Genomic DNA, 26233 nt, shown 5'->3' with positions numbered 1-26233 from the left:
ATATGGCTTTATACAAAAAAACGCACGCGAACCCGTTGGTTCGAAGGGCCCGGGACGGCGCGATCGTCTTCGTCTTGCTTCTGTTCGCTTTGGCGACGCTGTTCCCGATCTACTTCATGGTCATCTCGTCGTTCGGCGACGCGGTCGAAGCAGGCGCAATGAACTACACGTTATGGCCGGGCAAATTCACGCTGGATTCCTATAAATTTTTCTTCGACTACAGCGAGTATTCGCTGAGATGGATCTGGAACTCGCTTATCGTCGCCGCTTGCGTCATGGTGTCGAACGTGGTGTTCGCCGGCATGGCGGGGTACGCCTTCTCCAAAATCCGTTTCAGAGGGCGCAACGTCCTGTTCGCGATCCTGCTCTGCGCGATGATGATCCCGTACCAAGTGACTCAGGTGCCGCTCTACATCCTCGTCGTGAATACGTTCGAGATGGAGAATACGTACACGGCGATGATCATGCCGGGACTCGTCACGGTGTTCAACGTGTTCTTGGCGAAGCAGTTCATGTCGAGCATCCCGACGGAGATTATCGAAAGCGCCAAGGTTGAAGGCTGCAACCAATTCCGAATTTTCTTCCGCATCATCATGCCGTTGTCGAAGACGGTGCTGGCCGTTATGGCCATCCTGACGTTCATGGACAGCTGGAACACGTTCTTCTGGCCGCTCCTCGTCACCAATTCGATGGATATGCAGACGATCCAGCTCGGGCTGAAAAATTTCCGATTCAATAGCACGACGTATTTCTCGCCGATGATGGCGGGGGCGACGGTCGCGGCGTTGCCGATGTTCATCTTGTTCTTCAGCCTTCAGAAATATTTCCTGCAAGGCGTTACCGTGGGAGCGGTGAAAGGATGACGGGGAACGGACGCGATTCGGCGAATGGCCCGCGTCTTGCCGTCGGGCTAATGTCAGGCACGTCCGTCGACGGCATCGACGCGGCCGTCATCTCGATCGAGGACGGGGAACAAAGCTGCGAACGGCCGAAGGTGAAGCTGCTCGCGTTCGAGAACACGCCCTATCCGGCGCAGGTTCGGGAAGCGATATTCGCCTTGTTCGATCCCGGGCATGCGACGGTCGACCGAGTGGGCAAGATGAACGTACGGCTCGGCGAGTTATATGCCCAGGCCGCGTTGTCCGCGATCTCGGCAGCCGGATTAAGGCCCGAAGACATCGGGGTTATCGGATCCCACGGCCAGACGATCTACCATTCGCCCGAGCCGGCGTTGGAAGACGGCTTCGAGCTGCGATATACGGTGCAGATCGGAGAAGGGTCCGTTATCGCCGCCAGGACAGGCATTCCGTGCGTCTCCGACTTCCGTCCGGCCGACATGGCCGCGGGAGGCCAGGGGGCGCCGCTCGTTCCGTTCACCGAATATCTGTTGTACCGGGAGCCGGATCGGACTTTGCTGCTTCAGAATATCGGAGGCATCGGCAACATGACCGTCATTCCGGCCGGAGCGACGCCCGGGCAAGTGTACGCTTTCGATACCGGTCCGGGCAACGTGCTGATCGACGGCGCGGTGTCGCGGCTATATCCGGGCAGGAAGATGGATGCGGGAGGCGAGCTTGCGCGAAGCGGAACGGTGCATGCGGGTCTGCTGGATCAGCTCAAGCATGAGCCCTACTATAGGAAGCCGCCGCCGAAGTCGACGGGCAGAGAGCTATTCGACTCGAAATATATGACCAAGCTGCTTCGTTGCGGCCGGGAGAATCAGATCTCGTCCAACGATCTGATCGCCACGGTTACGGAGCTGACCGCATGGTCGATCGGAGAAAGCTATCGCCGATTCGTGCGGGATCGCAACCCGGCTGACGCGATCGTCGTCGGCGGAGGCGGAAGCTACAATCCGGTCTTGATGGAACGGATCAAGCAGGAGATGGAGCCGATGGGCGTGCGCGTCATGACGCAGGAAGACATCGGCCTGAACAGCGACGCCAAGGAAGCGGTCGCATTCGCTTTGTTGGCGGACTATGCGATCGCAAGGCGCAGCAACCATCTACCGAGCGTTACGGGAGCGGGACAAGAGAGGATACTCGGGAAAATATCGTATTAGCCGGCGTCGACTAGATTCGGTCGGGTGAAAGCGGGGAATGAGCATCATGATTGAAACTTGGAACGACCGGTATGGCGACGAAGTCATCGCGCTCTGGAACGAGTCGGCCTCGCAAGACGGCTATAAGGAGATGACGGCCGAGAGCTTTCGCGCGACTATCCTGAACAACCCGTACTTCCAGGCGGAGTCCGCGTTCGTGTTGCTCGAGGCAGGGCGGGCGATCGGCTTCGCTTGCGGATGCACCGGCGACGATCTGCCGCTTGGCCATGCGGCGGGATATATCGCTTGCGTCGTCGTCGCAGCCGGGCATCAGTCCGACGATAACTACGGGAAGCTGCTTGGCGCGCTGGAGAATCGATTCCGTCGGCTGGGCAAGACGCAAGCGGACTTCTGGTTTTTCAACCCGATCCGGCTGCCTTGGTACGTCCCGGATACGCCGGGGCACGAACATAACAACGCGCCGGGAGTGCCGGTCGGCAGCAGGCTCCATCGCTATCTGCTCGAACGGGGATACGCGCAGCGGGTGCAGCAGTACGCGATGTATTTGCCGCTGCAAGGCTTCTCCGTCCCGCAAGACATCGAAGACAAAGCGGCGAAGGCGGAAGCGGACGGTTACGAAATCGCGCTGTACGAACCGGATAGGCATACCGGAGTAGAGGATATGTTAGACGCTTTAGGCAATCCGCTGTGGCGGAAGGAAATCGCGGGATGCACGGCGGACGGCGTGCCCGTCGTTATCGCGGCTAAGGACGGCAAGGCTGCGGGCTTCGCCGGACCGGTCGTCCGCGAGCCGAGCGGGCGGGGCTATTTCGCCGGTATCGGCGTGCATCCCGAGCATGAGGGGCATGGTCTCGGCAGCGTGTTGTTCTTCCGTCTCTGCGAAGCGTTCCGGGATATTGGGACGGAATATATGTCTTTGTTTACGGGGGAAGGCAACTTCGCGTATCGGATTTACGAGAAAGCCGGATTTCGGACGGTTAGAACATTCGCGGTGATGAGGAAGGGGCTATAAGCGATGAGCGAACGCAAGAAGTTAACGGTGCTGGCAATCGGCGGACATGTAGGAGACGCGGAGCTTACGGCGGGAGGCGTGCTTAGCAGCCATGCCTTGAAGGGCGATCGAATCGTGACGCTGGCATTGACTGCCGGCGAGCGCGGCGTGCCTGCGGGAAGGGATATGGCGGACTATCGGGAACAGAAGGTTCGCGAGGCGAAGGCGTTCGCGGCCGAGCTTGGCGGCGAAGCGATCGTGTTCGACATCCCGGACGGGGAGCTTCGGGACAACGAAGAGATGCGCTACCGGGTATGCGATGTGATCCGGGAAGTGAAGGCCGATATCATCATTACCCATTTCAAGAACAGTATGCATAAGGATCATATGTCGACCCATCGAATCGTCAATGACGCGAGATACTATGCCGCTCTGCCTACGTTCGTGCGGGAGAAGCCCGCCCACTTCGCCTCGCGGCTCTATTACGCGGAGAATTGGGAGGATGCGGTCGACTATAAACCTTACGTGTACGTCGATTTCACAGATGAAGCTTTCGAGCTTTGGGTGAAAGCCGTCTCGCATCATTGGTTCGTCACCGGCAGCAAGTCGTACGAGTACCTGGAATACTACAAGCATCTGAAGAGAGTTCGCGGCATCGAGGCGCGCAAGCGGTACGCGGAGACTTTCATGATCCCGGAAGAGAACATGCGCTTGCTGAAATCCGATTTATTGTAAAAGGAAGGTGCGGCCATGAGCGTGCGATACGGCATCGACCGCATTGCGCAAGAGGGGCGGTTGCTTCAAGGCAAACGGCTGGGGCTGATTACGTCGCCGACGGGGCTGAACGCGAAGTTCGAGTCCACGATAAAGCTGCTGCACGACGACTATCGGCTAACCGCGTTGTTCTCGCCCGAGCACGGCGTGCGGGGCGATAGGCAAGCGGGAGCGATGGTGGACACGTACTTGGATCCATTGACGGGCGTGCCGGTATACAGCCTCTATCGCCGCGACTCCAAACGGTTGACGGATGACATGTTAGACGCGGTAGATGCGATCGTATACGACATTCAGGACGTCGGCGTCCGGTATTATACGTTCGTCTATACGATGCTGTACGCGCTCGAGGATTGCGCGAAAGCGGGCAAACCGTTCATCGTGCTCGATCGGCCTAACCCGCTGGACGGCGTAACCGTCGAAGGTGGCATTCTTCGCACGGAGTACCGTTCGTTCGTCGGCAATTATCCGATGAGCGTCCGGTATGGCTTAACGTGCGGAGAAGTCGCCACGATGGCGAACGACCGGATGGGTTGGAACGGCGAGCTTCACGTCATCCGGTGCGAAGGTTGGGAACGGAGCATGCTGTTCCCTGAGACCGGCCGTCTATGGGTGCCGCCTTCGATGGGGCTGCCGCGGTTCGAATCGGCGCTTCTATACCCCGGCACTTGCTTGTTCGAAGGCACGAACGTGTCCGAAGGGCGAGGGACGACCGCGCCTTTCGAGATCGTCGGCGCTCCGTTCATCGAAGCGGAGAAGCTGGCGGATGCGATGAACCGAATGCAACTTCCGGGCGTCGTTTTCCGTCCGATCTATTATAAACCCGTCTTCTCCAAGTTCCAGGGAGAGCTGTGCGGCGGCGTTCATCTTCACGTATCGGACATTCGCGCCGTACAGCCGCTCGAGACGGGCGTTCGGCTGCTATACGAGATTATGCGCAGGTACGAAGCATTCGAGTTCCTGTCTCCGTTCAAGGAAGGCGGTAGACCGTTCATCGACCTGCTCGGCGGGAGCGACGTCTACCGCCATACGGAGCCGGACGGCGTAAACGCGCTGCTGGAGCGGTTTCGCGAGGAAAGCGCCGCGTTCGCGGAGCAGAAGCGGACTTATCATTTCTATTGAAAGACGAGGTTGCGCGCATGAAGGATATGACCTTGAAAGAGAAGATCGGCCAGCTGATCTTCACCGGATTCCCCTCGCCGTTCATCAGCGGCGAGATGAAGCGGCTCATCTCCGATTATAAGATCGGCAACGTCATTCTGTTCGCGCATAACGTGGAGAACGCCGGGCAACTCCGGTCGCTTTGCGCCGAGCTTCAGAAGGATATCAAGGGCTGGACCGGCCATCCGGCGTTGATCGCCATCGACCAGGAGGGCGGACGCGTCGTTCGCCTGCCCGCGGACGCGACGAACGTGCCGGGGGCGATGGCGATCGCGTCGACGGGGAAGCCGGAGCACGCATATGCCGCGGGTCGCTTGACAGCTCTCGAACTGCGTGCGCTCGGCATCAATTTCAACCTGGCGCCGGTGCTGGACATCAACAACAACCCTCGCAATCCGGTCATCAACGTGCGGTCGTACGGCGATACGGCCGAGGTCGTCGAGAAGTTCGGCGTTCAGATGATGAAGGGATTGAAAGGCGGCGGCGTGCTGGCATGCGTCAAGCATTTTCCCGGACACGGGGACACCGAGGTCGATTCCCATATCGGATTGCCGTCTATCGGCAAGTCGCTGGAGGAGCTGGAGCAGTTAGAGCTTAAGCCGTTCCGGAAGGCGATCGCCCAAGGGGCGGAATGCGTGATGACGTCGCACATCCTGTTCCCGATGCTCGAGACCGAGCCTGTTCCGGCGACGATGTCGCGCGCGGTTATTACCGGACTGCTCAAGGAACGGCTAGGATTCAAGGGACTGGTCGTGTCCGATTGCTTGGAAATGGACGCCATCCGGAAGCATTACGGTACCGCCCGGGGAGCGGTAGGCGCGCTGAAGGCCGGCGTGCACATGCTGTTCATCAGCCATACGCCGGAGCTCGTGATCGAGGCCGTGAAGGCAATCGAGGCGGCCGTGCGATCGGGGGAGCTGCCGATGGAGGCGATCGACGAAGCGGTTGCCAATGTGCTTGCTTATAAACGCAAATACGAGAGCTCGGTCGTCGACGCCGAAGAGATGCTGGACGAAGTCGGAAGCGAAACTCACCGGCTCGCGGCATCGGCGATGAGCAAGGACAGCATCTGCCTCGTTCGCGGGAAGCTGGAGCCGATCCATGCAGGAGATTCGGGCACGCTGTTCCTCGGCGTCGCGCCGTATCGCGCGGATTTGGTCTCGAATGCGACGAACAAGGGAAGCGGGTTCGCGGAGACGATGGGCGCGGCGTTCGCGGCGGCTCACGAAACGGTCCCGAGCAATCCCGGCGAAGCGGAATGGCGGTCGATCGCGGAACGGGCGAGACCTTATGGGCGCGTCGTCATCGGCTTGTACAATGCGGTCGACAATCCGGGTCAGCTCGCGCTCGCGAACCGGCTCGCGAAGAACGGTCACCGGGTTATCGCCATCGCGCTAGGCAAGCCGTACGACTTGGAACGTCTTGAGGGAGACGTCGCCTGTCTGGCCGCTTTCGAGTACACGAGGCTGGCTCTCTCGTCCCTGATCGCGGTTCTAGGCGGAGCCGCCCAAGCTAACGGGAAGATCAGCCTAACGAAGTTCGGAACGTTCGGATAAGGAAGGGACTGTTACGGATGAATTACGTGGCCGGCATGGACGGCGGAGGCACGAAAACCTCGGTCGTCGTCGCGGATGAACAAGGTAACGTCGTCTATGCTTTCGCGTCGGGGGCGATGAATTATAACGGGCAGGACGCTTCGAGCATTCGCCGCAGCTTCGAGGAGATGTTCGGGACGATCGACCGCGTCTGCGGCGGGCTCGGCAACTGCGTGCGCGTATGCATCGGCACGGCGGGAATCAGCAATCCCGAGGTCGTGCCGCGATTGACGGAGCTTGTCCGGAGCTGCGGGTTCGAAGGCGTCCCGATCATCGTCGGCGACCAGGAGATCGCGCTGCGAGGCGCGCACGATGAACGAAGCGGCATCATTCTGATCGCGGGCACGGGTTCGATCTGCTTCGGCCGCGACGATACCGGAGCGTCGCATCGCGCCGGCGGCTGCGGGTATTTGCTGGACGACGAGGGCAGCGGCTATAGTATCGGGCGAGAACTGCTGACCGCCGTCGCGAAGGCGAACGACGGACGTCTGCCTCCGACCGTGCTTACGTCTCTCGTCTACGAGCGCATGCAGGCGGATTCGGTCGGCCAACTGATCGCGTTCGCCCACGACAAGCGCACGAACAAAGCGGATATCGCCGCGTTGGCGCCGCTGCTCTCGGAGGCATGCGACGCCGGGGATGCCGCCGCTCTGAATATCGCCCGCAAGAGCGCCGAATCGCTCTTCGAGCTGGTCGTACCGGTAGCGGAGAGACTGGGCTTGCAGGGCGGTAATCTCGCCTTGGCCGGCAGCGTGTTGCTTAAAAACGCGCACGTGAGGTCGGAGCTGATTCGGGCAGTCGGCGAGCGTTATCCGGAGATGAGCGTGTATCCCGCCAAGAGAGAAGCTGCGTGGGGCGCCGTGAAGATCGCATTGGAGGAGGCGCAGCCGTAATCCTTTGCCCGTAACCGAAAAACCGTCAGGGACGACCGGAAGCGTCCCTGACGGTTTATTCGTATGAATAACAACCAATCGCAGTTATTCACCGTTTGATTGCATGCGAGCGTGTAGAATAACACACATTTGCAACTTTATAGTGTCTCTGACAATATACCGCTCACATTTTATTTAAATAACAGCCATTCTCAAGCCGGAAAGATGACCGGCCAAGTTAGGAAGCCAACTGTTCCAGCACGTAACTCTTGATCTTGTCTTCGTCCACGACGAGCACGTCCATCTCGTTGACCTTGGCGTCCTTGAACGCCCCGTTCTGAGGAAGCTGTATGCCGGCGATGTTGCCGGTGTCGAGCTTCATGCCGAGACGGGCGAGCTTGAGCAAGTCGTCGGGCGGAATGTCGGTCTCGATGTACGGCGCGATGCTCTTCAACAGTTGCGGCAGCCGGATAAGCGAAGTCGTCTTTTTCATCTCGTCGGCGATCGCGGAGAGGAAGCGGCGCTGCCGGTCGGATCGGCCGTAGTCGGATTGGATATCGCCGCGGAACCGAACGTATTGCAGCGCGGTCAATCCGTCCATGTGCTGCATGCCGGCTTCCAGGTTAATATTGTACCTGGGATCGTCTCGATTGTCCGTGCGGCGCATCGGCTTGTCGACTTCGAAATCGATGCCTCCGAGCGCGTCGATGAGCGAGATGAAGCCTTCGAAATCGGTATAGACGTAATGGTGAATCGGCAAGCCGACAAGATCGCTGACGGTGCTCATCGCGAGGCGCGGTCCGCCGAACGTGACGGCGGCGTTGATCCGGTTCGAGCCGTGGTGGTCGATGCTCGTATACGTATCGCGGAGTATCGAGAAAAGATGGATGTCTTTGGCAACCGGGTCGATGGACGCGATCATCATCGTGTCGGAGCGGGGATGCGAATCGGCTTTCAACCCTCTGGAATCTCCGCCGAGCAGCAGGATGTTCACGCGCTCGGTGCCGTCCCATTCGGGCGGCTCCGGAATCGGCACGGGAGGGCCGCCTTCGATCGGCGCCGTATCCATGGTCGGGATGTCTTTGGAGTTGCCGTATATTTCGTCGGCGAACGACCGAACCGAGTAATAATAATAGGCAATGACAAGGCAAACCGCGAGCACGACGCTTAGGCTGGAATATAGAATAATGCTACGCGTCCGCCGGGACATGCGTCGCTTGGGCTTTAGCCTAGGCGATAAAGGCGGCTGTTCGGTGGAAGGCGGTTGCTGATCGGAGTTCACGGGACCCATCCTTTCCTGGAGCGTTCAGCTAAATATACGACTCGAATCGGCAGAAAGTTTTCCAATTGGAAGAAAAAAACGCACGGGTGCTCGTTCAGCCGCTCCAAAATGCCATATAAAGAGAGCAAAAAGCCCGCTCGGAACGTTGCATGCATTCCCCTATAATGAGAAGAGTAAGGACGCGATCACATTCGAGTAGGATGGTGTATAGACAATGAGCAAACCGCAAGTGGGCATTCAGTTATACTCCGTACGCGACCGCAGCGAGAAGGATTTCCTCGGGACGATCCGGGAAATCGCAGACATTGGATATAAGAACGTAGAGCTTGCGGGGCTATTCGGGCATTCCGCGACGGAAGTGCGCAAGGCGCTTGCGGATGCGGGCCTTAACGCGACATCGGCGCACATCGGATTGACGGCGAACGACCCGGCGATCTGGGACAACCTCAAGAAATCCGTAGAGATGGCGCAAGAGCTAGGCCTGAGAAGATTCGTCGTGCCTTGGTACCCGCTCGGTCAATCCCCGACGGCGGACGACGTTGCCCAATTCGTCGACACGATCGGGAAGGCGGCGGGAATCGTAACGGAAGCGGGCCTCGAGTTCGGCTATCATAACCACGATTTCGAATTCAAGCCCGTCGGCGGTCAATTGATCATCGACCAGCTCTTGGAGCGCATTCCGGCGTCGAAGCTGTTCGCGGAGTTCGACCTTGGTTGGGTGAAGGTCGCGGGTCAGGATCCGGCGGCGTACGTCAAAAAGTATGCGGGACGCTTGCCGCTCGTCCATGCGAAGGATTTCCAAGCGGACGGCGTGGATACGGAGATCGGGCGCGGCACGGTCGATTGGGATTCGGCATTGGCGGCTTGCGAAGCAGCCGGCGTGGAGTACGTCATTATCGAGCAGGAGCGGTACGAAGAATCTTCGCTCGTCAGCGCGAAGAAGAACTTCGAATATTTCAAATCGCGCGGTTGGATTTAACGATACGGATCATAGCTTACGAATACAGGACGAACCCGGCATATGCCGGGTTTTCTTGCGCGTAGGGGTTCGATTGGCGCGTAAACGCGGGAAAATGGTACGATAAGGTTGTCGTTGCGATAGAGGGGAGAATGGGAAGTGGCGATTAGACAGCTTAGCCAAGAACATTACGAAGAACGAATGGCTTTGTCCCAATTCGCGTTCCAGTTCCGATTAAGCGAGGCGGACATCGAATCGAGGAGACAGAAGTGGCGGCCCTCGCACGATTGGGGCTACTTCGACGAGAACGGGCGGCTGCTGTCGGCGTTGACGGTCATTCCGTTCGAAACGTGGGTGCAAGGACGCAAGCTTGCGATGGGAGGCGTCGCCGGCGTCGCCACCTGGCCGGACGCAAGAAGGCAAGGCTGCGTGAGGAAGCTGCTCGCGCATTCGCTGGAAGAGATGAAGAGAGCAGGCCAGACGGTCAGCATGCTGTATCCGTTCTCGTTCGCCTTCTATCGCGCATACGGATGGGAATTCACGATCGAACGCAAGCGATATACGCTGGCGACCGGGCAACTTCCGAAGCGGGTGGACGTACCGGGCCGGGTAACAAGAGTTGCGAAGCCGGAACCGGCCGTTTTGAACGCCGTCTACGAGGTATACGCTTCGCGTTACAGCGGTATGCTGGCGCGTTCGGACGAGTGGTGGGCGGATAAGCTCCTGTCGAAAGCGGGAACGTGTGCCGTGTACGAGAGCGAGAGCGGCAAGCCGGAAGGGTATGTGCTGTACGACGTCGCGGACCGGAAGCTGACGGTACTCGATTGGGCAAGCGTTACCGAGCAGGCGAGAGATGCGCTATGGACGTATATCTCGAATCATGACTCGATGATCGAAGAGGCGACGTTGGACGTGCCGATGGATGATCCGCTAACGTTCTTGCTCGCGAATCCCCGAATTAAGCAAGAGATCGTGCCGTACTTCATGAGTCGGATCGTAGACGCGGAAGCGTTCGTTACGATGGTTGCTTGGGAAGCCGGTACGAGCGATGAATCCGTTGCGCTGCGATTGTCTGATCCGCACGCTTCGTGGAACGACGGTACGTTCAAGCTTCAATGGGATGCGGGCGGGCAAGCGAGATTGGAGCGGATCTCGGCCGAAGAGGCAGCCGCGACGGAAGCGTGCATCGCTTGCGATATTCAGACGTTGACGGCCATGCTGCTCGGCGACCGGCGGCCTTCGTTCCTGAGAGAAGTCGGGCGGGTCGCGGGCGATGACCTGGCGATCGCGAGGCTGGAGCGTCGCATTCCTGCTCGGAAGACGTGTCTCATGGACTTCTTCTAAGCGTCGATAACGCCGTTCTCTTGCAGCCAACAATGACCAACCGTTATTGGTTGTCAATCGGACGGGCATTGTGATAAAATGAGAATACTGTTTTTGTATAGGTACCGTTAAGAGGTGCCAAGGGGGTGTAAGCGGTGGACGTATTTTTCAAGATTCTGCTGATCGTATTCTCGCTAGGTCTGATTGCTGTCGTTCTTCTCCAACGCGGTAAGAGCGCAGGTCTGTCTGGCGCCATCTCCGGCGGTGCGGAGCACTTGTTCGGCAAACAGAAAGCTCGCGGTCTCGACCTGTTTTTGCAGCGCGTAACGATCGGTCTCGCGATCGGGTTCTTTATTTTATCTTTGGTAGTGGCTTACGTCGTACAAAACTAATGACCGACGTGGATAAGCAGGGAGCGTAAGCTTCCTGCTTTTTTTGTGCAATGCGGAAGACAAGGTCGTTCATCCGATTGCCGATGTCGCAAACTGCGTATAATACATAGGACGAGGTGATACGGATGCCGATGTGTACGGAGCAGGAACTGCTGGACTTTATGCGCGAAACGGCGTATAAGCCGATGACGTACCAAGAGCTGGAGAAGCATTTTGGAATATCGGATGCTGCGGAATTCAAGAGCTTCCTGCGAATGCTGGCCGATATGGAGCAAGAAGGCAAGATCGTAATGACGAGAACCGACCGTTACGGGGTACCGGAGCGGATGAATTTATTGCGGGGACGGATTCAGGCGCATCCTAAGGGATTCGCGTTCCTGATTCCAGACGAGAAGGAACATCCCGATCTGTACATTCATGCGAACGATATGAAAGGGACGATGAACGGCGACATCGTGCTGGCGCGAGTCACCGGTACGAATGCGGGCGGGAAGCTCGAAGGCGAGATCGTCCGCATCGTGAAGCGAGCGGTTACGCAGGTCGTGGGGGTATTCAACCATCACGAGAGCTTCGGGTTCGTCGTGCCTGACGATAAACGGATTCAGAAAGATATTTTCATTCGGGCGGAAAACTTCAAGGGTGCGGTAACGGGGCAGAAGGTCGTTGCGAACGTGATTCGATACCCCGAAGGACGCTCTGCGGCCGAAGGCGAAATTATTGAGATTCTTGGTCATAAGGACGATCCTGGCGTAGACATTCTGAGCATTATCCGCAAGCATGGACTGCCGGAAAGCTTCCCTGAGGAAACGATGGCAGAAGCGGAGGCTGCACCGGACGCGATCACGGAAGAAGAGATCGTGCGCCAAGGGCGCCGGGATCTGCGGAACAAGACGATCGTCACGATCGACGGCGAAGACGCGAAGGATCTCGACGATGCGGTTAACGTGGAATTGCTCGACAACGGCAACTGGCTGCTCGGCGTGCATATCGCGGACGTGAGCTATTACGTGCGCGAGAAGTCGAAGCTGGACGAGGAAGCCTATAATCGCGGGTGCAGCGTGTATCTGGTCGATCGCGTTATTCCGATGCTCCCGCATCGGCTGTCCAACGGCATCTGTTCTCTCAATCCGAAAGTGGACCGGCTGACGATGTCGTGCGAGATGGAGTTCGATCCGAAGACGATGCGCCGGGTGCGTCATGACGTGTTCACGAGCGTGATCCGGACGACGGAGCGCATGACGTATACGAACGTGAGGAAAATATTGAACGAAGAAGATCCCGAAGTGACGGAGCGGTATGCGGGACTGGTCGACAACTTTAAGCTGATGCGCGAACTGGCCATGGCTCTGCGCGGGCAGCGCATGCGCCGCGGCGCGATCGACTTCGACTTCCAGGAGTCGAAGGTCATCATGGACGCCGAAGGCAAGCCGGTCGAGATCGTGAAGCGCGAGCGTTCGATCGCGGAGCAGATCATCGAAGAGTTCATGCTGGCGGCCAACGAGACGGTGGCGGAGCACTTCCACTGGCTGAAGGTGCCGTTCATCTACCGGATTCATGAAGATCCGGACGGCGAGAAGCTGATGCACTTCATGCAATTCGCCGGCAACTTCGGTTACGCGGTGAAGGGTAAAGGCAATTCGGTGCATCCTCGCGCGTTGCAGACTTTATTGGAAGAAATTCGCGGTACGAAGGAAGAGACCGTCATCAGCACGATGATGCTGCGGTCGATGAAGCAGGCGAAATACGATCCGGAGAGCTTGGGACACTTCGGGCTGGCGGCGGAGTTCTATACGCACTTTACTTCGCCGATCCGGCGGTACCCGGACTTAGTCGTACACCGCGTCATGCGCGAGGTGCTGGAGAACGACGGATTGCTGCCGGAGAGCCGGTTCGAGGCGTTGGCCGCGCGCATGTCCGACATCGCGCTGCAATCTTCGGAGCGCGAGCGCGTCGCGGTCGAAGCGGAGCGGGATACGGAGAAGCTGAAGAAAGCCGAGTTCATGCTCGATAAGATCGGCGAGGAATACACCGGCATCATTAGCGGCGTAACGAGCTTCGGCATGTTCATCGAGCTGGAGAACACGGTGGAAGGACTTATTCGTCTAAGCGACTTGACGGACGATTATTACCACTTCCATGAGCTGCATATGGCGCTGATCGGCGAGCGTACGTCCAAGATTTACCGGATCGGCGACGAGGTGAAAATCCGCGTCGGCCGAGTGAATATGGACGATCATACGATCGATTTCGAGATGGTCGACATGAAGCCGCGAGGCAGCGGCCGTGTAAGCTGGGTAGACGCGCGCGGACCTGGCGCCGGAGGCGGGTTCAAGAAGAAAAGCCGCGAAGGCGGCAGATTCGGCGTCGGAAGCTCCGGGGGACGCGGCGGCAGCGAGCGCGGAGGTCGTGGCGGCGATGAGCGTCGCGGCGGTCGCGGACGCGGCGGTAAGCCGGGCGCCGGAGGCGGACGCGGAGGCAACAAACCGGGCTTCGAGAACCAGCGCGGCGGCAAGCCGGCAGTAGAGAACAAGCCATCCAAACCCGGCAAGGCGCGAGGGAATACCGACGGCGGCAACGGAGACTTATTCGGCAACAACGGCGGCGGCAAGTTCTGGGGCGTCAGTAGTGACCAGGCAGAGACGAAAGCGGTGCAAGCTCGCGGGCAAGAGGAGCGGCTGCGGCGCAATCCTGCAGCGGCTAAGGCTGAAGGGACAACAACGTCGCTCGCGGTGCCTGCTGAGCAACCGGCGAAGCGCAAAGGCGGCAAAAAAGTCGACATGTGGGGCTTGCCCGTTACCGGCACTTATGCCCGAACCGGCGATGACGGCGGCGAAGGCGGGGACGGCGGCAAACCGCAAGGCTCCCGCAGGGGCGGCGGCGGTCGCGGCGGCAAAGGCAAAGGTGCCGCCAGAGGCGGCGGCAAGCCTGCTTCCCCGGATGCGGCCGGAGCCGCCGACAAACCGAAGCGGCGGAAGAAACAGCCTGCGGAGTAAGGCTATTAGAGCCACCTGGCGCGCACGTGTGCCGGGTGGTTTCTTATGATAAGAAGCAGTGGCTGCTAACGACTGGGTGCGAGAGCGCGAATAACAGCAACTCGATAGCGATTGTCGAGAAACCGAGTGAAGTGCAATAGATCAAAGTAAATCGATTGTTACTGTCGTAAGAACGAGTGAAGAGCGGATTAAATAACAGCAAATCGACAGTTGCTTTTGAGAAATCGAGTGAAGTGGATTAAATAACAACAAATCGAGTGTTATTCGTACGTATAAATGAGGATTTGTTGATATGGGACAAAGATAACTGCAAATCGTTGTTATTCGGTGATGACGATACATCGGTTGACGAAATAACTGCGAATCGTTGTTATTTATCTCAGGAACAGAAACGTCGCCTAGCTCAACGAAAATCAGTCATCGGAGTCGCCGTTTATCCTTGCGAGCGGGGGCAGATCAATGCGCATTAGACAAAATAAGACGTATCTTATAGGATAGAGAATAGTGTGTACGGGGAGGCGGAGCAGGAATGAAAGAGCTGTATCATGTGCTTGGGGCGAAGCAATTTACGAGGGACGAGCTGGAGGAGCTGTTCGATTCGGCTCAGGAGATGGAGAAGGTCGTCGCACGCGGCGGCGATCGGCGGTATGAGGGCAAGATTATGACCACGTTGTTCTTCGAAGCCAGCACGCGGACGCGGCTCAGCTTCGAATCGGCGATGCATCGGCTGGGCGGAGGCGTCATCGGCACGGAGAACGCGGCGCAATTCTCGTCCGCGATCAAAGGCGAGACGCTCGAGGATACGATCCGCATCGTCAGCGGCTACAGCGATGTCATCGTTATGCGCCATACGGATATCGGCGCGGCGAAACGAGCGGCGAAAGTGTCTGCGGTTCCGGTCCTCAACGCGGGCGACGGAGCGGGGGAGCATCCGACGCAGGCGCTGCTGGACGCTTATACGATCCGCAAGGAGTTCGGCAAGATCGACGGTCTGAAGATCGCGATGGTGGGCGATCTTGCGTACGGCCGGACGGTCCACTCGCTGAGCTATATGCTTGCGAATTACCAGGACGTTATGATTTATTATATTTCTCCCGACAACGTACGGATCCCGGAGAACGTGAAGAAGTACTTGGACGAGAAAGGCATCCGTTACGTGGAGACGACGGATCTGAACTCGGTCGCGGGTTCGATCGACGTGCTGTACCAGACGCGGATTCAGAAGGAACGCTTCCCGTCTCTGGAGGAGTTCGAGAAAGCCTCCGGCAAGTACATCGTCGACGGCGAGCTGATGAGCCGATTGAAGCAAGACGCGATCGTGCTGCATCCGTTGCCCCGCGCGGGCGAGATCACGGAGGAAGTGGACGGCGATCCGCGAGCGGCGTATTTCCGGCAAGCGGTCAACGGTCTCTACATCCGGATGGCGCTGATCGACAAATGTTTCGGGGGAGCATCGAAATAACCTTTTCGCGGAGCGTGCGGGCGATTGAAAGCGATCTTCGGCGCGTGCTATAATGAATGTCCGATCATTGACGGCCTTGCAAGATTCATAGGAGGTGAAGGAAAGTGGCGAAGAAGAAAGATTTTTTCGATAAGCCGTTAGCGCAGAATAAGAAGGCGTCCCACGATTACTTCATCGAGGAAACCTATGAAGCGGGCTTGGTGCTGACGGGCACCGAGATCAAGTCGCTCCGCACGGGCCGCTCGAACTTGAACGACGCGTTCGCGACGATCCGTAACGGCGAGGCGTTCCTGCATAACATGCATATCAGCCCGTTCGAGCAGGGCAACCGCCACAACCCGCCCGATCCGACGCGCGCGCGGAAGCTGTTGCTTCACAAGGCGCAGATCAAGAAGCTGCTCGGCACCGTCAAGCAGGAGGGCTACACGCTCGTACCGCTTAAGGTGTACATTAAGAACGGCTACGCAAAGCTCCTCTTGGGTGTCGGCCGAGGCAAGAAGCAGTACGACAAGCGCGAGACGGCGGCCAAGCGGGACGTTCAGCGGGATATTCAGCGGATTCTGCGGGAGAAGCAGAAGGTCAGCTTCCCGAAATAATCGGGTGGTACGCAAGACCAACCTTGCCAGCAACACTTTGAGCAATATCGCTTCAAGCGTGCTATAATAAGTGAGTAAGGAAATCGCTTGACCAGATTTAAGTTTCAAGTTACCGTCGCGGGTAACCCTTTAGGAAGCCTCATCGCAGCAGCGGTTGACGGCGTTCCGCTATTCGGGGCTGTTTTTGGATTCGACGGGGATAGATCGAGCATGGTAAGCGGGTAGTAGGGCTGCGGCTGCTTTAACAACGCGGAAAGCCTATTAAACGGCAAACAACAACCAACTCTGGCTTACGCCGCCTAAGAAACGGCTACCAGGCTCTTACTCTCCATCGCCCATGTGGCGGGCTAAGGGCTCAACTTTAGTGGGATACGCTGTCTAGTCTCCGCCTGGGGCTAGCGGAAGAAGACAATCAGGCTGACCCAACGAGAAGCCGGTTCCGGGGCGTCTCTCGGGTGACATCAAATCTGGGACTACACCCGTAGAAAGCCGTGTGGCGTTGTCTTCGGACAGGGGTTCAACTCCCCTCAGCTCCACCATAAGAACCCTGACCGCATGAGGTCAGGGTGTGGAATCAACCATAATATTGCCGCTTTGGCAGCCTTATGCTTGATTCTCGGTTTGGCAAGGATATGCTTGATTTTTTGAATTAATTTTTATCATGGGGCCGTTTTTGGATTCGACGGGAGTAGTACGAACTTTGTAAGCGGGTAGTAGGGCTGCGGCTACTATAACAACGCGGAAAGCCTATTAAACGGCAAACAACAACCAACTCTGGCTTACGCCGCCTAAGAAACGGCTACCAGGCTTCTACTCTCCATCGCCCATGTGGCGGGATAGAGGCTCAACTTTAGTGGGATACGCTGTCTAGTCTCCGCCTGGGGCTAGCTGAAGAAGACAATCAGGCTGACCCAACGAGAAGCCGGTTCCGGGGCGTCTCTCGGGTGACATCAAATCTGGGACTACACCCGTAGAAAGCAATGTGGCGTTACTTTCGGACAGGGGTTCAACTCCCCTCGGCTCCACCATACATACTATCTATGCACGTTTTTGTCACTGACAAAAATGTGCATTTAGCATATATAGGGGAGATAATCCATGCAAAGTAATATCTCTTTAAAAATTAAACTGATTCGAAATCAACATAACTTAAATCAAGTTTCATTTGCAGAAATTATTGGAGTATCTCAAGCCACACTAAGCGAAATAGAAACCGGAAAGAGTAAGCCGTCTTGTGAGACTCTTCAATTATTAGCCAAAACTTATGGGGTAGATCTAAACTGGCTATTATTGAATATAGATTCTCAGCATCTGGATAAATTAAACGAGCAAGAAAATATTCTATTGAAAGGTTTCAGAAACCTACAAGAAGTTGCTAAAAGGGAAATGTTGGAGTTCCTTGAGATGAAATTGTCACGATACCACAACCGCCAGCAAAGTTAATATCATAAAGTTTAAAGTGAAGGATTACTTCACTTTTTTTATTTTTTGCTAAGTGCTTATCAGATCTTGATTGAGAGTTTCTGTCGAAACATTAGGTCTATTTTATTAATTTTGTGTCAGAATGAAACTATTCACGCTCAAAAATGTCTTACATAAAAGAACACGCTTATTGTAGTCAGTTACATAGCCATCTCCAACACGTAAAAATCGCGCAAAAGTAAATATTGACTAATTAAGTTAAATGCTGGATATTATTAAGTGAGCTGGCCAGCTAAAAATCTTAGGAGGTTAATTGATGTACCGTTACTTAATAGTAGCTTGTGTTTTAATAATAGTGTTTTCTTCGCAGGCTTTTGCTGAAAGTCCGACTTCAGCTGCAAATAGCGAAGATTTTTTTTCAAGGCCTCTAAGCGAGCAAAAAAATGCTCCACATAATGAAAAGGTTAAAGCCCTTATGGAGAAAGGCTTAAATAACGAAGATGCTGAGTACTATGCATCTGTAGACGATTTAGTAGCGGGGTTAGAGAAAAGTGGGAAAGTATTAGATCTAGATAAAGTAGAAGCAGTGCCAGTTGAGGAGATTACTGCAGATCCGAGGGGGTTTAAGAAAAGAATATTAGCTGGAGATCCTTCAGCGATTAAGGCTGGTCTAGGATCTCCTGTTACATCGCGTGGACAGGAAGATATTACTAAATTCATGGACCGCTACCCTAAACAAAGTAAATATGTAATTCAATATCCAGATGGCAGCTTTATTGAATTTAGCCAAGATCCAGGGACGAAATCTGGAAACGATAAAATGGTAAAACCAAGTGGTTATGATGAAGATCTTTATTACACAAGTGCAAACTGCCAAGGTGGTGGCCCCGGGGTTTGTAATAATGCAAATGCACAATGGACGTTCGGCAATGCAACTTATTGGGCTAAAGCTGCGATACTTAACTTGGACTATACAACTATCTTGGATGAAAATGACGGAAGTTGGACTTCTATAATAGGGAACTACACTCCTGGAGCTAGTTCTTCGGGGTTTGTCTCCTACGGAACTCCGACCAAGAACGACCGCCTATCTGCAAAATATGATGATGCTACAGGCACCTTCGTTACAAATAACCATTATGCTGAAGCGCAAATTTATTTTACGGTGACTGTTAGTGGTTCAGTTAGTGGTGGAGTTAATTTTTCATTTTTAAGTTTATCTCTCTCAGTTAACGCAGGGCAATCATATACTCAATATTGCATGTTTAGATTATTACCTGACATGAATGGTCAGGTCAACAAACTAGCTGCTTATTACAAATAAATTTTTTGAAGTCTAATCTAAGAGGTAGGGAACGTTCCCTACCTCTTTTAATAAAGAAGGAGGTTGGCTTTGATGGTCAAGAGGAATGTTTTAACTAAGTTACTTTTGGCTATATTAGCTCTATTTTGGACACAGATAATTTTGGGGTGTAGTACGCATGTGAACTCAGTGAGTGATACTAAAGAAGTATTTCAAGAATATAAACAACTAATTAAAAACAGTTTTGAAGACGAGCTGAAGCAAAACTTAAAGTCAATAAATCTTGTATATACTAAAGACTCGACATACGGCGATTTATCATACGTTTTATTTAGTACCCAAGATAATGATTACGAAGGCTCAGTTATTGTGGATAGAAACCACCAGGAGATTTTGTTCCAAACTTTAAATAAGATAGATAAATCAGTCCCATTTACAAAACTAGAGATGTCGGGACTAATAAATAATAAAGGTCGGTACCATATTATTAGTGGTTTCATTCGAGACGATGAAATAACAGATATTGTTATTAAATTCTCCACTGGTTTAATAGTTAATGTTACCAAATCAGAAGAGAACACGTACAGCTATGTTCTAATTGATGAACCTGAAGGTAATATTGTTATAGGTGTTGAGGGGATTAATAAAGATGGTGAGCAGATTTTTGCATATTAAATATATTCTCCTTTTAGTTATTTGTATTGTTACAACTTTGGTATTAGGGAGTGATACAATAAGTAACAGGAAAATAATAATTAGTGAAGTCTATACATCTACAGGTTTAAACAAAGAATTAAATGGACTTTACACCTGGCCACTGGATTTAATAAACGGACGAAATATCATAAGTTTAAATCAAAAAAACATACCGTTAATTGCTGTAATAGATTCTGGTATAGATCTTAATAATAAGTTTTTATGTAGTAGCTGCATAAAACAAATAACTCTTGAAAATACTCCTTCTTCTGTTCACGGCACCTTAGTTACTGGATTAATTACTGCAAATGGTGATGGTGTGATAACACCACGTGGAATATTGCCAAACGCTAACATACTATCTATTGATGTGGGTTCGGAAAGCGGTATTTCAATTGACAGACTAATAGAAGCTATTAATCTTGCAGTCGTGAATAAAGCAAAAATAATTAATATTAGCTTAACGACCAAAACAGATTCAGACGAATTGAGAATCGCTATTGAGAATGCAATTTCTTCAGGTGTAATAATAATTGCAGCTGCAGGCAATGATGGGGAAAATGAGAATGATTTCCCTGGACGATATAAGGATGTAATTGCAGTATCAGCCTTAACTAAATCCGGGTTTGTGGATAGTCGATCAAATTATTCTGCTGGAAATATAGCAGCTCCGGGTAGTTATTTATTGACAACTGGGTCTACGACGAATGGTATGGACTGGTTTAGTGGTACATCAGCGGCAACTCCATTGGTATCAGCTGCTGTGGCAATCATATTGTCAATTTCCCCCGATCTTAAAGCGGAGGATATAAAGTCACTCTTAATTGCTTCAGCCACAAAAAAAAAATACGGAAATACATCCATTAATATACTTAATATAAAGGCTGCCACTAATAAAGTAGATAAAATTAAATCGAATGGAAACTAACTGAGTACTATATAGCTTCTAACAATTACTCAAGCGTTTTCTATCGAGAACGTCGGCGCTAACGGCCGAGCCTTGTTTATTGGCGAAAATTTCACCCGATTAAAGTAACTAAGATTTCAAAAAAAGAAATGGTTATGGATAAATATGTATAAGCCCCCTTTTGTAAAACAAGGGGGCCACATTAATTAATCAACTCAACTTGGATAATGCGGGCATCTAGTATTACGTTGAAGTTCCCGCTCGTAGAAAAGGTGCGGTTTGACGGTTCCGACGTTTCCATCGTATTCGTAGTACAGGATTTGTTTATCTACATGGATTGTCCAATTAGTCAAAAGATTGAGGGCGACGCCAATAGCCGTTGAAGATAATACTCCATTTGGCCAAATGACTTGTGGTCGAATACCAGCGTCTCCATATGCGGCGTGTTCTTTAGCCAAATCTTTTTCGTTAATATAGCCGTAACATCTCATACAGGGGTGACCTGTGAGACTGGCGATTACCTGCCCCGACATACGTGGGGGCTCGCCAGGAATCATTGCGTTCACATCCATTCCGATATCAATATACGGAATATTCGCAGAACGAGCGAGACGCTCCAACTGATCTCTATTTCCAAGCCCGTCAAGGCAACCGAATATAACGTCACATTTCTTCAAGTCTTCAGCTGCTTCTTGGAATCGCTTCGGAATTCCTTGTATTTCCGCATCTGGTTGCAGAGTGCGGATCATGCGGACAGCAATAACCAGCTTACGTGATTCATTCTCCACATCGAGTAACGTCGCTCCTACCGTACGATTGAGATTTGTACCCTCAATCGTATCATAGTCACATAGGACATATCGCCGAAACCCGATATGAGCAAGTTGTTGAACGACCTGAGAACCACCCCCTCCTAGACCGATTACACCTACGAGACAATTTCCTAGAACTTTGTCAAGTTTCTCCCCGAGAAATGATTGACGATTATTTACTTTGCTCATATCTGCAGTATCCTCCTTAGCAATCTAACTAGAGAGAGTTTTCCGGAGAAATCACACCGGAATATATCCCGATGGATTGATTCGCCTGGTAGCCAGACCCGAGCCATTAAAGTATCTTTGCTTAGCAGTAAAAACCCGTGAGCAGCATTTGGATTCGCCGTCCGGAATGCACGTAAAAAATCAGAGTGAGAGGACAAATCAGTTGCACTGAACTGTGGAATCCCAGTCCCCCAATGCTCATGGACATGTAGAATTCCTAATCGTTCATGATCAGCTTTCTTCATTGCCATCGCAATAGCCTGATGGTTGATACGTGCACCGACAGTCGAATCTTTAATATAAAGCTCATCGGGAACTGATGTATACGATGTCAGTCGTAGGGTTCTACCTTTAAGTAAACAAAAGACAAAGCCAACACGTTCCGAAGCGTGAGAGTGAGGGCGACCTAAGTCGCCCCTTACTTGTCTGTGCAGAGACTTGGTCATTTCGAGAAGCTTCATGCAGGCATTAACCCCCTAATGTGCAGCAACACCATTTCTCGAAGGGAAGAATGACGTACTCCTTGAAACGAGTAATTGTAAATCAAAAGTCACTTTTACTGATTGATAGCTCATCGTCAGTTTCGAAGGTGTTAGAAGCATTCATAAAGAGGAACTATAATGATAATGTTGCTGAGTTCGGTAGATCCGCAGGAAGGTTACCGCATGCGCTTTGGGGATGGATAAAGGGAGAGAGCAAACCTGAATTGGAAAGTTTGCTTTGGTTAGCTACATTTTTAAATACTACAATTTATTCTCTAGTAATGAATAAGACGAAAGGTTTAAAAATAAACCAAGAAGCTAACTATTACTTTAAAAAAAAGAAAAAGCGAGGATTTATTGCAGAGAAAGTTAAACGTGTACTGCAAGATTCGCTTTTGGAAAATCCCCCACCACACATGATGCAGATAATGGAGAAAACGGCTTGCTCAAGAAGTTACTTAGCTTCTCGTTTTCCAGAACTGTATAACCAGGTTATACAGCGATATTACGAACACATGGGAACCAAGAAAAAAGGGTTTAAACCAAGTGCAACTAATAGCAAGAGTGCCCGTCCCGATTAGGTTCTCAAGGACGACCATATATCCACGTGATACTCCATAATGGGATGCAAAAGGTCAAAATAAGAACCAGCTTCCTTGAACTGATTTTTATAGTACATATGTCGGGTTTGCTTTCTTATCCAGTCCTCAGTAATGACTTTTTTAAATTTATCAATATATTGGTCTTCCTTACCGGGGATAAACTGGAACCCTAACAAGCTCTCCACCACCATATCTTTTTTTCGTTAGCAAAGTGACTCCGCTCATGATATTTCTATATTTTCACCGTACAGCTTATTTGTACTTTTGGCAACTGGATGATTTATTTATGTACTTTAGGCAATATTATCGTTGATTTTAATGGTATAATTTAAGAATAAATACTGTACATTTGGCTCTGTTTGTGGCAATGATATGGCTGATTTTTTGGCAATCATATCATTGAAGTCACACAGGGTTTTTTAGTGGGCTGAAAGGGGAGTGCCCCGAATCCGAATGAGGACATTGGGTTCAACCGAGCGCAGAGCAGTTGACATGGAGTCCCTGGACAGAGGTGCGACTCCTATCGGCTTCGTACGGCAGCCCCACCGAGAGGGGCGGGGCTTTGTTGGCTTAGGGAACGTGCGTGATCAATGGCGTTTCCATATTAAGTTACGTAAGCGCTGATCCAAGAGCCATAGCGGCCCCCAAGCCAAAACTGCGATATAGACGGGGAACAGCGTATTGGACCACAGCGGATTGTCCATCCTGAACTGTGCGGCCACGGCCCCTCCCAAGAAGCCTGTAAGCAGAAGCGCGCCCACGAAGCGCGTGCGCGGCACCGCGTACAGGATGGTGCAGATTAGGCCGAGAACGCCCAATACTGCGATATGGCGTTCCTCATATCCCAGTTCGAGAGTCCCTTCTATTACTTGCTTGGGCTTGGCGAGCTTGCCAATGCCATCGAATAGCATGAACAGGATGACGATTCCGTACATCCCGCGCGCCGTCCAGAGTCGCCGCCTTGAGAAGCCGGTTGCGATCGTCGCCGATTTCGTGCTCATTTCCAGTTCGTTCATCAATCTCATCCTCCATCATTGTAATTAAAGCAGATATTGGTTATTGCTAGCTCTCGATTATATTGACGAATCCACTCGCTGATATTCATCGGTCTTCTGCATTGCGGTTTGCCGAGGGTGAGCCCTGACTTTTGTGCCATATCAAGTATGGCGATAGAGGTTCAGGCGCAAATACGTGTTATAATGAACTGGGTTTGTGTATGGTATGAGGCGGATTGCAGCCGAGGCGCTGCGCAATAAAAGTCTAGGAGTGATCGTTTGAGAAAGAATAAACCGATGGCGTTCGATGAACTGTTGAAGGAATTGCAAGGATTGAAAGACGTGCAGATCGATTCTGAAGGTGTTTCGTTGGCGCGGTTACTCGACGAAACGTTCATGAAGAAGCATTCCACAGCGAACAACTTCGCGGAGTTTTTGACGAAGGGAAATTTCCAAGTAGAAACGCGCGAAGATGTTCGGAATATCCCTGACGAGTTATTTGATCGGCATGTTGCAAGAGAGACTGATTTCGCGGATTGGAACGCGATGTTGGAGGCCGCGACCAAGGAGTATGAATGTAGAAGGTAAGAATCCAGGTCATGTCCGTTGTTGCTGCGCATGTAGAAAGCGGCATCCCTACCTGGTACCGCTTTCACCTGGTACCGCTTTCTACTGAATTCGCATAGCGTAGAGGGTTATTACTTCGATGCAATAACCTTGTACGATATGTGAATTTTTTATTTCTAATCCGGATAAGAAAGTCATGTAAATATTAGTTAGGTGGTAATTCATGTGGAATCGGGAACAGTAAAATGGTTTAATGCAGACAAGGGTTTCGGCTTCATCGAAGTCGAATTTAATACCGTACAAGGTAATCGCGGACCGCAAGCTGAGAATGTCGTAAAACTGTAGGCTGCCACATAAAGCCCCGAACGAAAAAATTTCGTTCGGGGCTTTTGCTATCGCTACATCCATTCAAGAAGAGAAGAGGGATGCACCATGTATTATTCTCTTGGATCAGGGGGTCGACTCCCCTCGGCTCCACCATAAGAACCCTGACTGCATGTAGAGTGCACCCCTTAGAATGGACATTGGAAAAACCCCTGGTTTATCCGATGAATTCTAGGGGGTGCATTTTTTATGGCTGTTAAGGGGCAGAAGTTCAAGCGATACACGCATGAGGTTAAAGTAGAGGCAATTCGCCTCCATGTTGAGGAAGGTTGGACTTATCGTCAGATCAATGAACATTTGGGGATTGCAGATCAAGATCGCATGAAAAAATGGATGCGGAAGTATCGGAACTTGGGGCAGTTCGGGTTATTGGATCGGCGTGGCCGAAAAACAGAATACATCAACCAAGATCGACACTTACAAAGCTTGATACGGGAAAATGAAATGCTAAAAAAGNGTTTGGAAATCTGGATGCGGGAGGTGTGCGTCGAAAGTACAGGGCCATTGAGCAGGCGTCAGAGTGGTATGCGGTAAGTGAGCTTTGCAAAGCATTTAAGGTTTCGCGCAGTGGTTACTACGCCTATTTAGCGCGTAAGGGGGCTAGTCGAGATAGGGATCTCAAAGCAAGAATCCAGGCCTTATATACGAAGTATGACGGTAAATACGGGTATAGGCAGCTTCAGCTTTTCCTTTTTCAAGAACAGGGAATATGGGTTAACCATAAGAAAGTTCTACGTCTAATGCAGGAGCTCGGGATACGTTCTAAAATCCGGCGTAAGCACCGCTGTAACTACGCGTCAACAGTCGGTGGGCGCGTCGTGGAGAATCTGTTAAAGCGAGACTTTCAAGCCAACATGCCAAATCGAAAATGGGTCACAGATGTCACTCAGGTTCGAGTGGCGGATACCTGGCTATATTTATCGGTCGTTAAAGATTTATTCAATAATGAAATCGTCGCTCATCATATGGACTTACGTAACGACAACCAACTCGTCTTGCGGACATTCGAGAAGGCCTTTGAAAAGCAAAAGGACATGTCTGGATTGATCGTTCACAGCGATCAAGGATTCCAGTACACGTCCTATGCATACCACGACATGCTGCCAAAGGTTGGCGCCCAAATCAGCATGTCACGCCGAGGCAATTGTCATGACAACGCCTCAATGGAGAGCTTCTTCTCGCATCTCAAAACGGAAGGGCTCTACCTCTATGATATACGAAGCGTTGAAGAGGCACAAAGGCGAATCGAAACTTATATTGCGTTTTATAACCATTCTCGACCGCAAAGAAGACTTAAAAAAATGACGCCGGTTGAGTACCGACGCCAGTTTGTTGCTTAGGTGTTTTTTCATTGTCCGCTAAATGGGGTCTTGA

At 52.4% G+C, this 26233-nt stretch carries 26 protein-coding genes and 2 other RNA genes; 24 read left to right on the top strand and 4 right to left on the bottom strand.

Annotated features, from left to right (window positions below; genetic code table 11):
- The first annotated feature begins 2 nt into the window (after nucleotides 1–2).
- From COHPA_RS0111490 to COHPA_RS0111460, 7 genes are read left to right on the top strand one after another with little or no spacing between them, the layout of a single operon-like run.
- Complete coding sequence (locus tag COHPA_RS0111490; RefSeq protein ID WP_027086316.1) at nucleotides 3–863, top strand: carbohydrate ABC transporter permease; 861 nt, start codon at nucleotides 3–5, stop codon at nucleotides 861–863.
- Nucleotides 860–2062, top strand: coding sequence for an anhydro-N-acetylmuramic acid kinase (locus COHPA_RS0111485; RefSeq protein ID WP_027086315.1), 1203 nt, complete (start codon nucleotides 860–862; stop codon nucleotides 2060–2062). The genes COHPA_RS0111490 and COHPA_RS0111485 overlap by 4 nt, the downstream gene beginning before the upstream one ends.
- Before the next feature lie 37 nt (nucleotides 2063–2099).
- A complete protein-coding gene (locus COHPA_RS0111480) occupies nucleotides 2100–3074 on the top strand; it encodes a GNAT family N-acetyltransferase (protein WP_027086314.1) in 975 nt (324 codons plus the stop codon).
- Between the two features lie 3 nt (nucleotides 3075–3077).
- Nucleotides 3078–3788, top strand: coding sequence for a PIG-L deacetylase family protein (locus COHPA_RS0111475; RefSeq protein WP_027086313.1), 711 nt, complete (start codon nucleotides 3078–3080; stop codon nucleotides 3786–3788).
- Nucleotides 3789–3803: 15 nt separating this feature from the next.
- Nucleotides 3804–4949 carry an exo-beta-N-acetylmuramidase NamZ family protein gene (locus COHPA_RS0111470; RefSeq protein WP_027086312.1) on the top strand — a complete coding sequence of 382 codons (1146 nt, stop codon included), beginning with the start codon at nucleotides 3804–3806 and terminating at the stop codon, nucleotides 4947–4949.
- Nucleotides 4950–4966: 17 nt separating this feature from the next.
- Nucleotides 4967–6544: a beta-N-acetylhexosaminidase gene (gene nagZ, locus COHPA_RS0111465; protein ID WP_027086311.1), complete on the top strand. Its 1578-nt coding sequence runs from the start codon at nucleotides 4967–4969 to the stop codon at nucleotides 6542–6544.
- A 17-nt stretch (nucleotides 6545–6561) separates the two neighbouring features.
- Nucleotides 6562–7476: a BadF/BadG/BcrA/BcrD ATPase family protein gene (locus COHPA_RS0111460; RefSeq protein ID WP_027086310.1), complete on the top strand. Its 915-nt coding sequence runs from the start codon at nucleotides 6562–6564 to the stop codon at nucleotides 7474–7476.
- Nucleotides 7477–7693: 217 nt separating this feature from the next.
- Here the strand turns inward: COHPA_RS0111460 and COHPA_RS0111455 are convergent, their stop codons facing one another.
- Entirely contained in the window at nucleotides 7694–8737 is a 1044-nt protein-coding gene (locus COHPA_RS0111455; RefSeq protein ID WP_027086309.1) for an LCP family protein, read from the bottom strand.
- Between the two features lie 214 nt (nucleotides 8738–8951).
- On the opposite strand from COHPA_RS0111455, the gene COHPA_RS0111450 reads away from it, so the two are divergent.
- The 12 genes from COHPA_RS0111450 (at nucleotide 8952) to COHPA_RS25130 (ending at nucleotide 20810) form a co-directional block, all read left to right on the top strand.
- Nucleotides 8952–9716, top strand: coding sequence for a sugar phosphate isomerase/epimerase family protein (locus COHPA_RS0111450; RefSeq protein WP_027086308.1), 765 nt, complete (start codon nucleotides 8952–8954; stop codon nucleotides 9714–9716).
- Between the two features lie 138 nt (nucleotides 9717–9854).
- Nucleotides 9855–11039: a GNAT family N-acetyltransferase gene (locus COHPA_RS0111445; protein WP_027086307.1), complete on the top strand. Its 1185-nt coding sequence runs from the start codon at nucleotides 9855–9857 to the stop codon at nucleotides 11037–11039.
- Nucleotides 11040–11173: 134 nt separating this feature from the next.
- Nucleotides 11174–11410, top strand: coding sequence for a preprotein translocase subunit SecG (secG, locus tag COHPA_RS0111440; protein WP_027086306.1), 237 nt, complete (start codon nucleotides 11174–11176; stop codon nucleotides 11408–11410).
- Between the two features lie 131 nt (nucleotides 11411–11541).
- Nucleotides 11542–14403: a ribonuclease R gene (gene rnr, locus COHPA_RS0111435; protein WP_051421837.1), complete on the top strand. Its 2862-nt coding sequence runs from the start codon at nucleotides 11542–11544 to the stop codon at nucleotides 14401–14403.
- A 529-nt stretch (nucleotides 14404–14932) separates the two neighbouring features.
- On the top strand, nucleotides 14933–15865 hold the full coding sequence (gene pyrB / locus COHPA_RS0111430) for an aspartate carbamoyltransferase (protein ID WP_027086304.1): 933 nt from the start codon (nucleotides 14933–14935) through the stop codon (nucleotides 15863–15865).
- Nucleotides 15866–15969: 104 nt separating this feature from the next.
- Complete coding sequence (smpB, locus tag COHPA_RS0111425; protein ID WP_027086303.1) at nucleotides 15970–16461, top strand: SsrA-binding protein SmpB; 492 nt, start codon at nucleotides 15970–15972, stop codon at nucleotides 16459–16461.
- 174 nt (nucleotides 16462–16635) lie between these two features.
- Nucleotides 16636–17000, top strand: a transfer-messenger RNA (tmRNA) gene (gene ssrA, locus COHPA_RS24825).
- Between the two features lie 124 nt (nucleotides 17001–17124).
- Nucleotides 17125–17489, top strand: a transfer-messenger RNA (tmRNA) gene (gene ssrA / locus COHPA_RS24820).
- Between the two features lie 70 nt (nucleotides 17490–17559).
- Nucleotides 17560–17904, top strand: a complete 345-nt coding sequence (locus COHPA_RS0111420; RefSeq protein ID WP_027086302.1) for a helix-turn-helix domain-containing protein — start codon at nucleotides 17560–17562, stop codon at nucleotides 17902–17904.
- Between the two features lie 295 nt (nucleotides 17905–18199).
- Nucleotides 18200–19207 (top strand): hypothetical protein, encoded by a 1008-nt coding sequence (locus COHPA_RS0111415; protein WP_027086301.1) that lies wholly within the window; start codon nucleotides 18200–18202, stop codon nucleotides 19205–19207.
- Nucleotides 19208–19279: 72 nt separating this feature from the next.
- Nucleotides 19280–19861, top strand: coding sequence for a hypothetical protein (locus COHPA_RS0111410; RefSeq protein ID WP_027086300.1), 582 nt, complete (start codon nucleotides 19280–19282; stop codon nucleotides 19859–19861).
- Nucleotides 19836–20810 (top strand): S8 family peptidase, encoded by a 975-nt coding sequence (locus COHPA_RS25130; RefSeq protein WP_084760596.1) that lies wholly within the window; start codon nucleotides 19836–19838, stop codon nucleotides 20808–20810. Before COHPA_RS0111410 ends, COHPA_RS25130 begins: the two co-directional genes overlap by 26 nt.
- A 194-nt stretch (nucleotides 20811–21004) precedes the next feature.
- On the opposite strand, the gene COHPA_RS0111405 is transcribed toward COHPA_RS25130, so the two are convergent.
- A complete protein-coding gene (locus tag COHPA_RS0111405) occupies nucleotides 21005–21790 on the bottom strand; it encodes a HesA/MoeB/ThiF family protein (RefSeq protein ID WP_027086299.1) in 786 nt (261 codons plus the stop codon).
- Nucleotides 21787–22290, bottom strand: coding sequence for a hypothetical protein (locus COHPA_RS0111400; protein WP_027086298.1), 504 nt, complete (start codon nucleotides 22288–22290; stop codon nucleotides 21787–21789). The genes COHPA_RS0111405 and COHPA_RS0111400 overlap by 4 nt, the downstream gene beginning before the upstream one ends.
- A gap of 62 nt (nucleotides 22291–22352) precedes the next feature.
- Between COHPA_RS0111400 and COHPA_RS0111395 the strand changes: the two genes are divergently transcribed.
- Complete coding sequence (locus COHPA_RS0111395; RefSeq protein WP_156926646.1) at nucleotides 22353–22892, top strand: hypothetical protein; 540 nt, start codon at nucleotides 22353–22355, stop codon at nucleotides 22890–22892.
- Nucleotides 22893–23500: 608 nt separating this feature from the next.
- Here COHPA_RS0111395 and COHPA_RS0111385 read toward each other — a convergent pair.
- Nucleotides 23501–23938 carry a DoxX family protein gene (locus COHPA_RS0111385; RefSeq protein WP_245590296.1) on the bottom strand — a complete coding sequence of 146 codons (438 nt, stop codon included), beginning with the start codon at nucleotides 23936–23938 and terminating at the stop codon, nucleotides 23501–23503.
- Between the two features lie 267 nt (nucleotides 23939–24205).
- Here COHPA_RS0111385 and COHPA_RS0111380 point away from each other — a divergent pair, with 267 nt between their 5' ends.
- From COHPA_RS0111380 to COHPA_RS0111365, 4 genes are all read left to right on the top strand, one after another.
- A complete protein-coding gene (locus COHPA_RS0111380) occupies nucleotides 24206–24496 on the top strand; it encodes a hypothetical protein (RefSeq protein ID WP_035120669.1) in 291 nt (96 codons plus the stop codon).
- Nucleotides 24497–24700: 204 nt separating this feature from the next.
- Nucleotides 24701–24820 carry a cold-shock protein gene (locus COHPA_RS25125; RefSeq protein ID WP_156926645.1) on the top strand — a complete coding sequence of 40 codons (120 nt, stop codon included), beginning with the start codon at nucleotides 24701–24703 and terminating at the stop codon, nucleotides 24818–24820.
- A 228-nt stretch (nucleotides 24821–25048) separates the two neighbouring features.
- Nucleotides 25049–25393, top strand: coding sequence for a helix-turn-helix domain-containing protein (locus COHPA_RS0111370; protein ID WP_027086292.1), 345 nt, complete (start codon nucleotides 25049–25051; stop codon nucleotides 25391–25393).
- On the top strand, nucleotides 25342–26199 hold the full coding sequence (locus COHPA_RS0111365; protein WP_027086291.1) for an IS3 family transposase: 858 nt from the start codon (nucleotides 25342–25344) through the stop codon (nucleotides 26197–26199). The genes COHPA_RS0111370 and COHPA_RS0111365 overlap by 52 nt, the downstream gene beginning before the upstream one ends.
- Nucleotides 26200–26233: the final 34 nt, after the last annotated feature.

This window comes from Cohnella panacarvi Gsoil 349, from assembly GCF_000515335.1.
In the GTDB taxonomy this organism is placed as follows: domain Bacteria; phylum Bacillota; class Bacilli; order Paenibacillales; family Paenibacillaceae; genus Cohnella; species Cohnella panacarvi.
This window is presented reverse-complemented; position numbering and strand designations above follow the sequence as displayed.

Excerpts from the sequence above, each read along its gene's own strand:
- COHPA_RS0111475 (WP_027086313.1), top strand. The coding sequence starts at position 3,078 with ATGAGCGAACGCAAGAAGTTAACGGTGCTGGCAATCGGCGGACATGTA.
- nagZ (WP_027086311.1), top strand. The coding sequence starts at position 4,967 with ATGAAGGATATGACCTTGAAAGAGAAGATCGGCCAGCTGATCTTCACC.
- COHPA_RS0111460 (WP_027086310.1), top strand. The coding sequence starts at position 6,562 with ATGAATTACGTGGCCGGCATGGACGGCGGAGGCACGAAAACCTCGGTC.
- COHPA_RS0111485 (WP_027086315.1), top strand. The coding sequence starts at position 860 with ATGACGGGGAACGGACGCGATTCGGCGAATGGCCCGCGTCTTGCCGTC.
- COHPA_RS0111415 (WP_027086301.1), top strand. The coding sequence starts at position 18,200 with ATGTACCGTTACTTAATAGTAGCTTGTGTTTTAATAATAGTGTTTTCT.
- rnr (WP_051421837.1), top strand. The coding sequence starts at position 11,542 with ATGTGTACGGAGCAGGAACTGCTGGACTTTATGCGCGAAACGGCGTAT.
- COHPA_RS0111420 (WP_027086302.1), top strand. The coding sequence starts at position 17,560 with ATGCAAAGTAATATCTCTTTAAAAATTAAACTGATTCGAAATCAACAT.
- COHPA_RS0111410 (WP_027086300.1), top strand. The coding sequence starts at position 19,280 with ATGGTCAAGAGGAATGTTTTAACTAAGTTACTTTTGGCTATATTAGCT.
- COHPA_RS0111470 (WP_027086312.1), top strand. The coding sequence starts at position 3,804 with ATGAGCGTGCGATACGGCATCGACCGCATTGCGCAAGAGGGGCGGTTG.
- COHPA_RS0111405 (WP_027086299.1), bottom strand. The coding sequence starts at position 21,790 with ATGAGCAAAGTAAATAATCGTCAATCATTTCTCGGGGAGAAACTTGAC.
- COHPA_RS0111480 (WP_027086314.1), top strand. The coding sequence starts at position 2,100 with ATGAGCATCATGATTGAAACTTGGAACGACCGGTATGGCGACGAAGTC.
- pyrB (WP_027086304.1), top strand. The coding sequence starts at position 14,933 with ATGAAAGAGCTGTATCATGTGCTTGGGGCGAAGCAATTTACGAGGGAC.
- COHPA_RS0111380 (WP_035120669.1), top strand. The coding sequence starts at position 24,206 with ATGGCGTTCGATGAACTGTTGAAGGAATTGCAAGGATTGAAAGACGTG.
- COHPA_RS25130 (WP_084760596.1), top strand. The coding sequence starts at position 19,836 with ATGGTGAGCAGATTTTTGCATATTAAATATATTCTCCTTTTAGTTATT.
- COHPA_RS0111490 (WP_027086316.1), top strand. The coding sequence starts at position 3 with ATGGCTTTATACAAAAAAACGCACGCGAACCCGTTGGTTCGAAGGGCC.
- COHPA_RS0111400 (WP_027086298.1), bottom strand. The coding sequence starts at position 22,290 with ATGAAGCTTCTCGAAATGACCAAGTCTCTGCACAGACAAGTAAGGGGC.
- COHPA_RS0111450 (WP_027086308.1), top strand. The coding sequence starts at position 8,952 with ATGAGCAAACCGCAAGTGGGCATTCAGTTATACTCCGTACGCGACCGC.
- COHPA_RS0111385 (WP_245590296.1), bottom strand. The coding sequence starts at position 23,938 with ATGAGATTGATGAACGAACTGGAAATGAGCACGAAATCGGCGACGATC.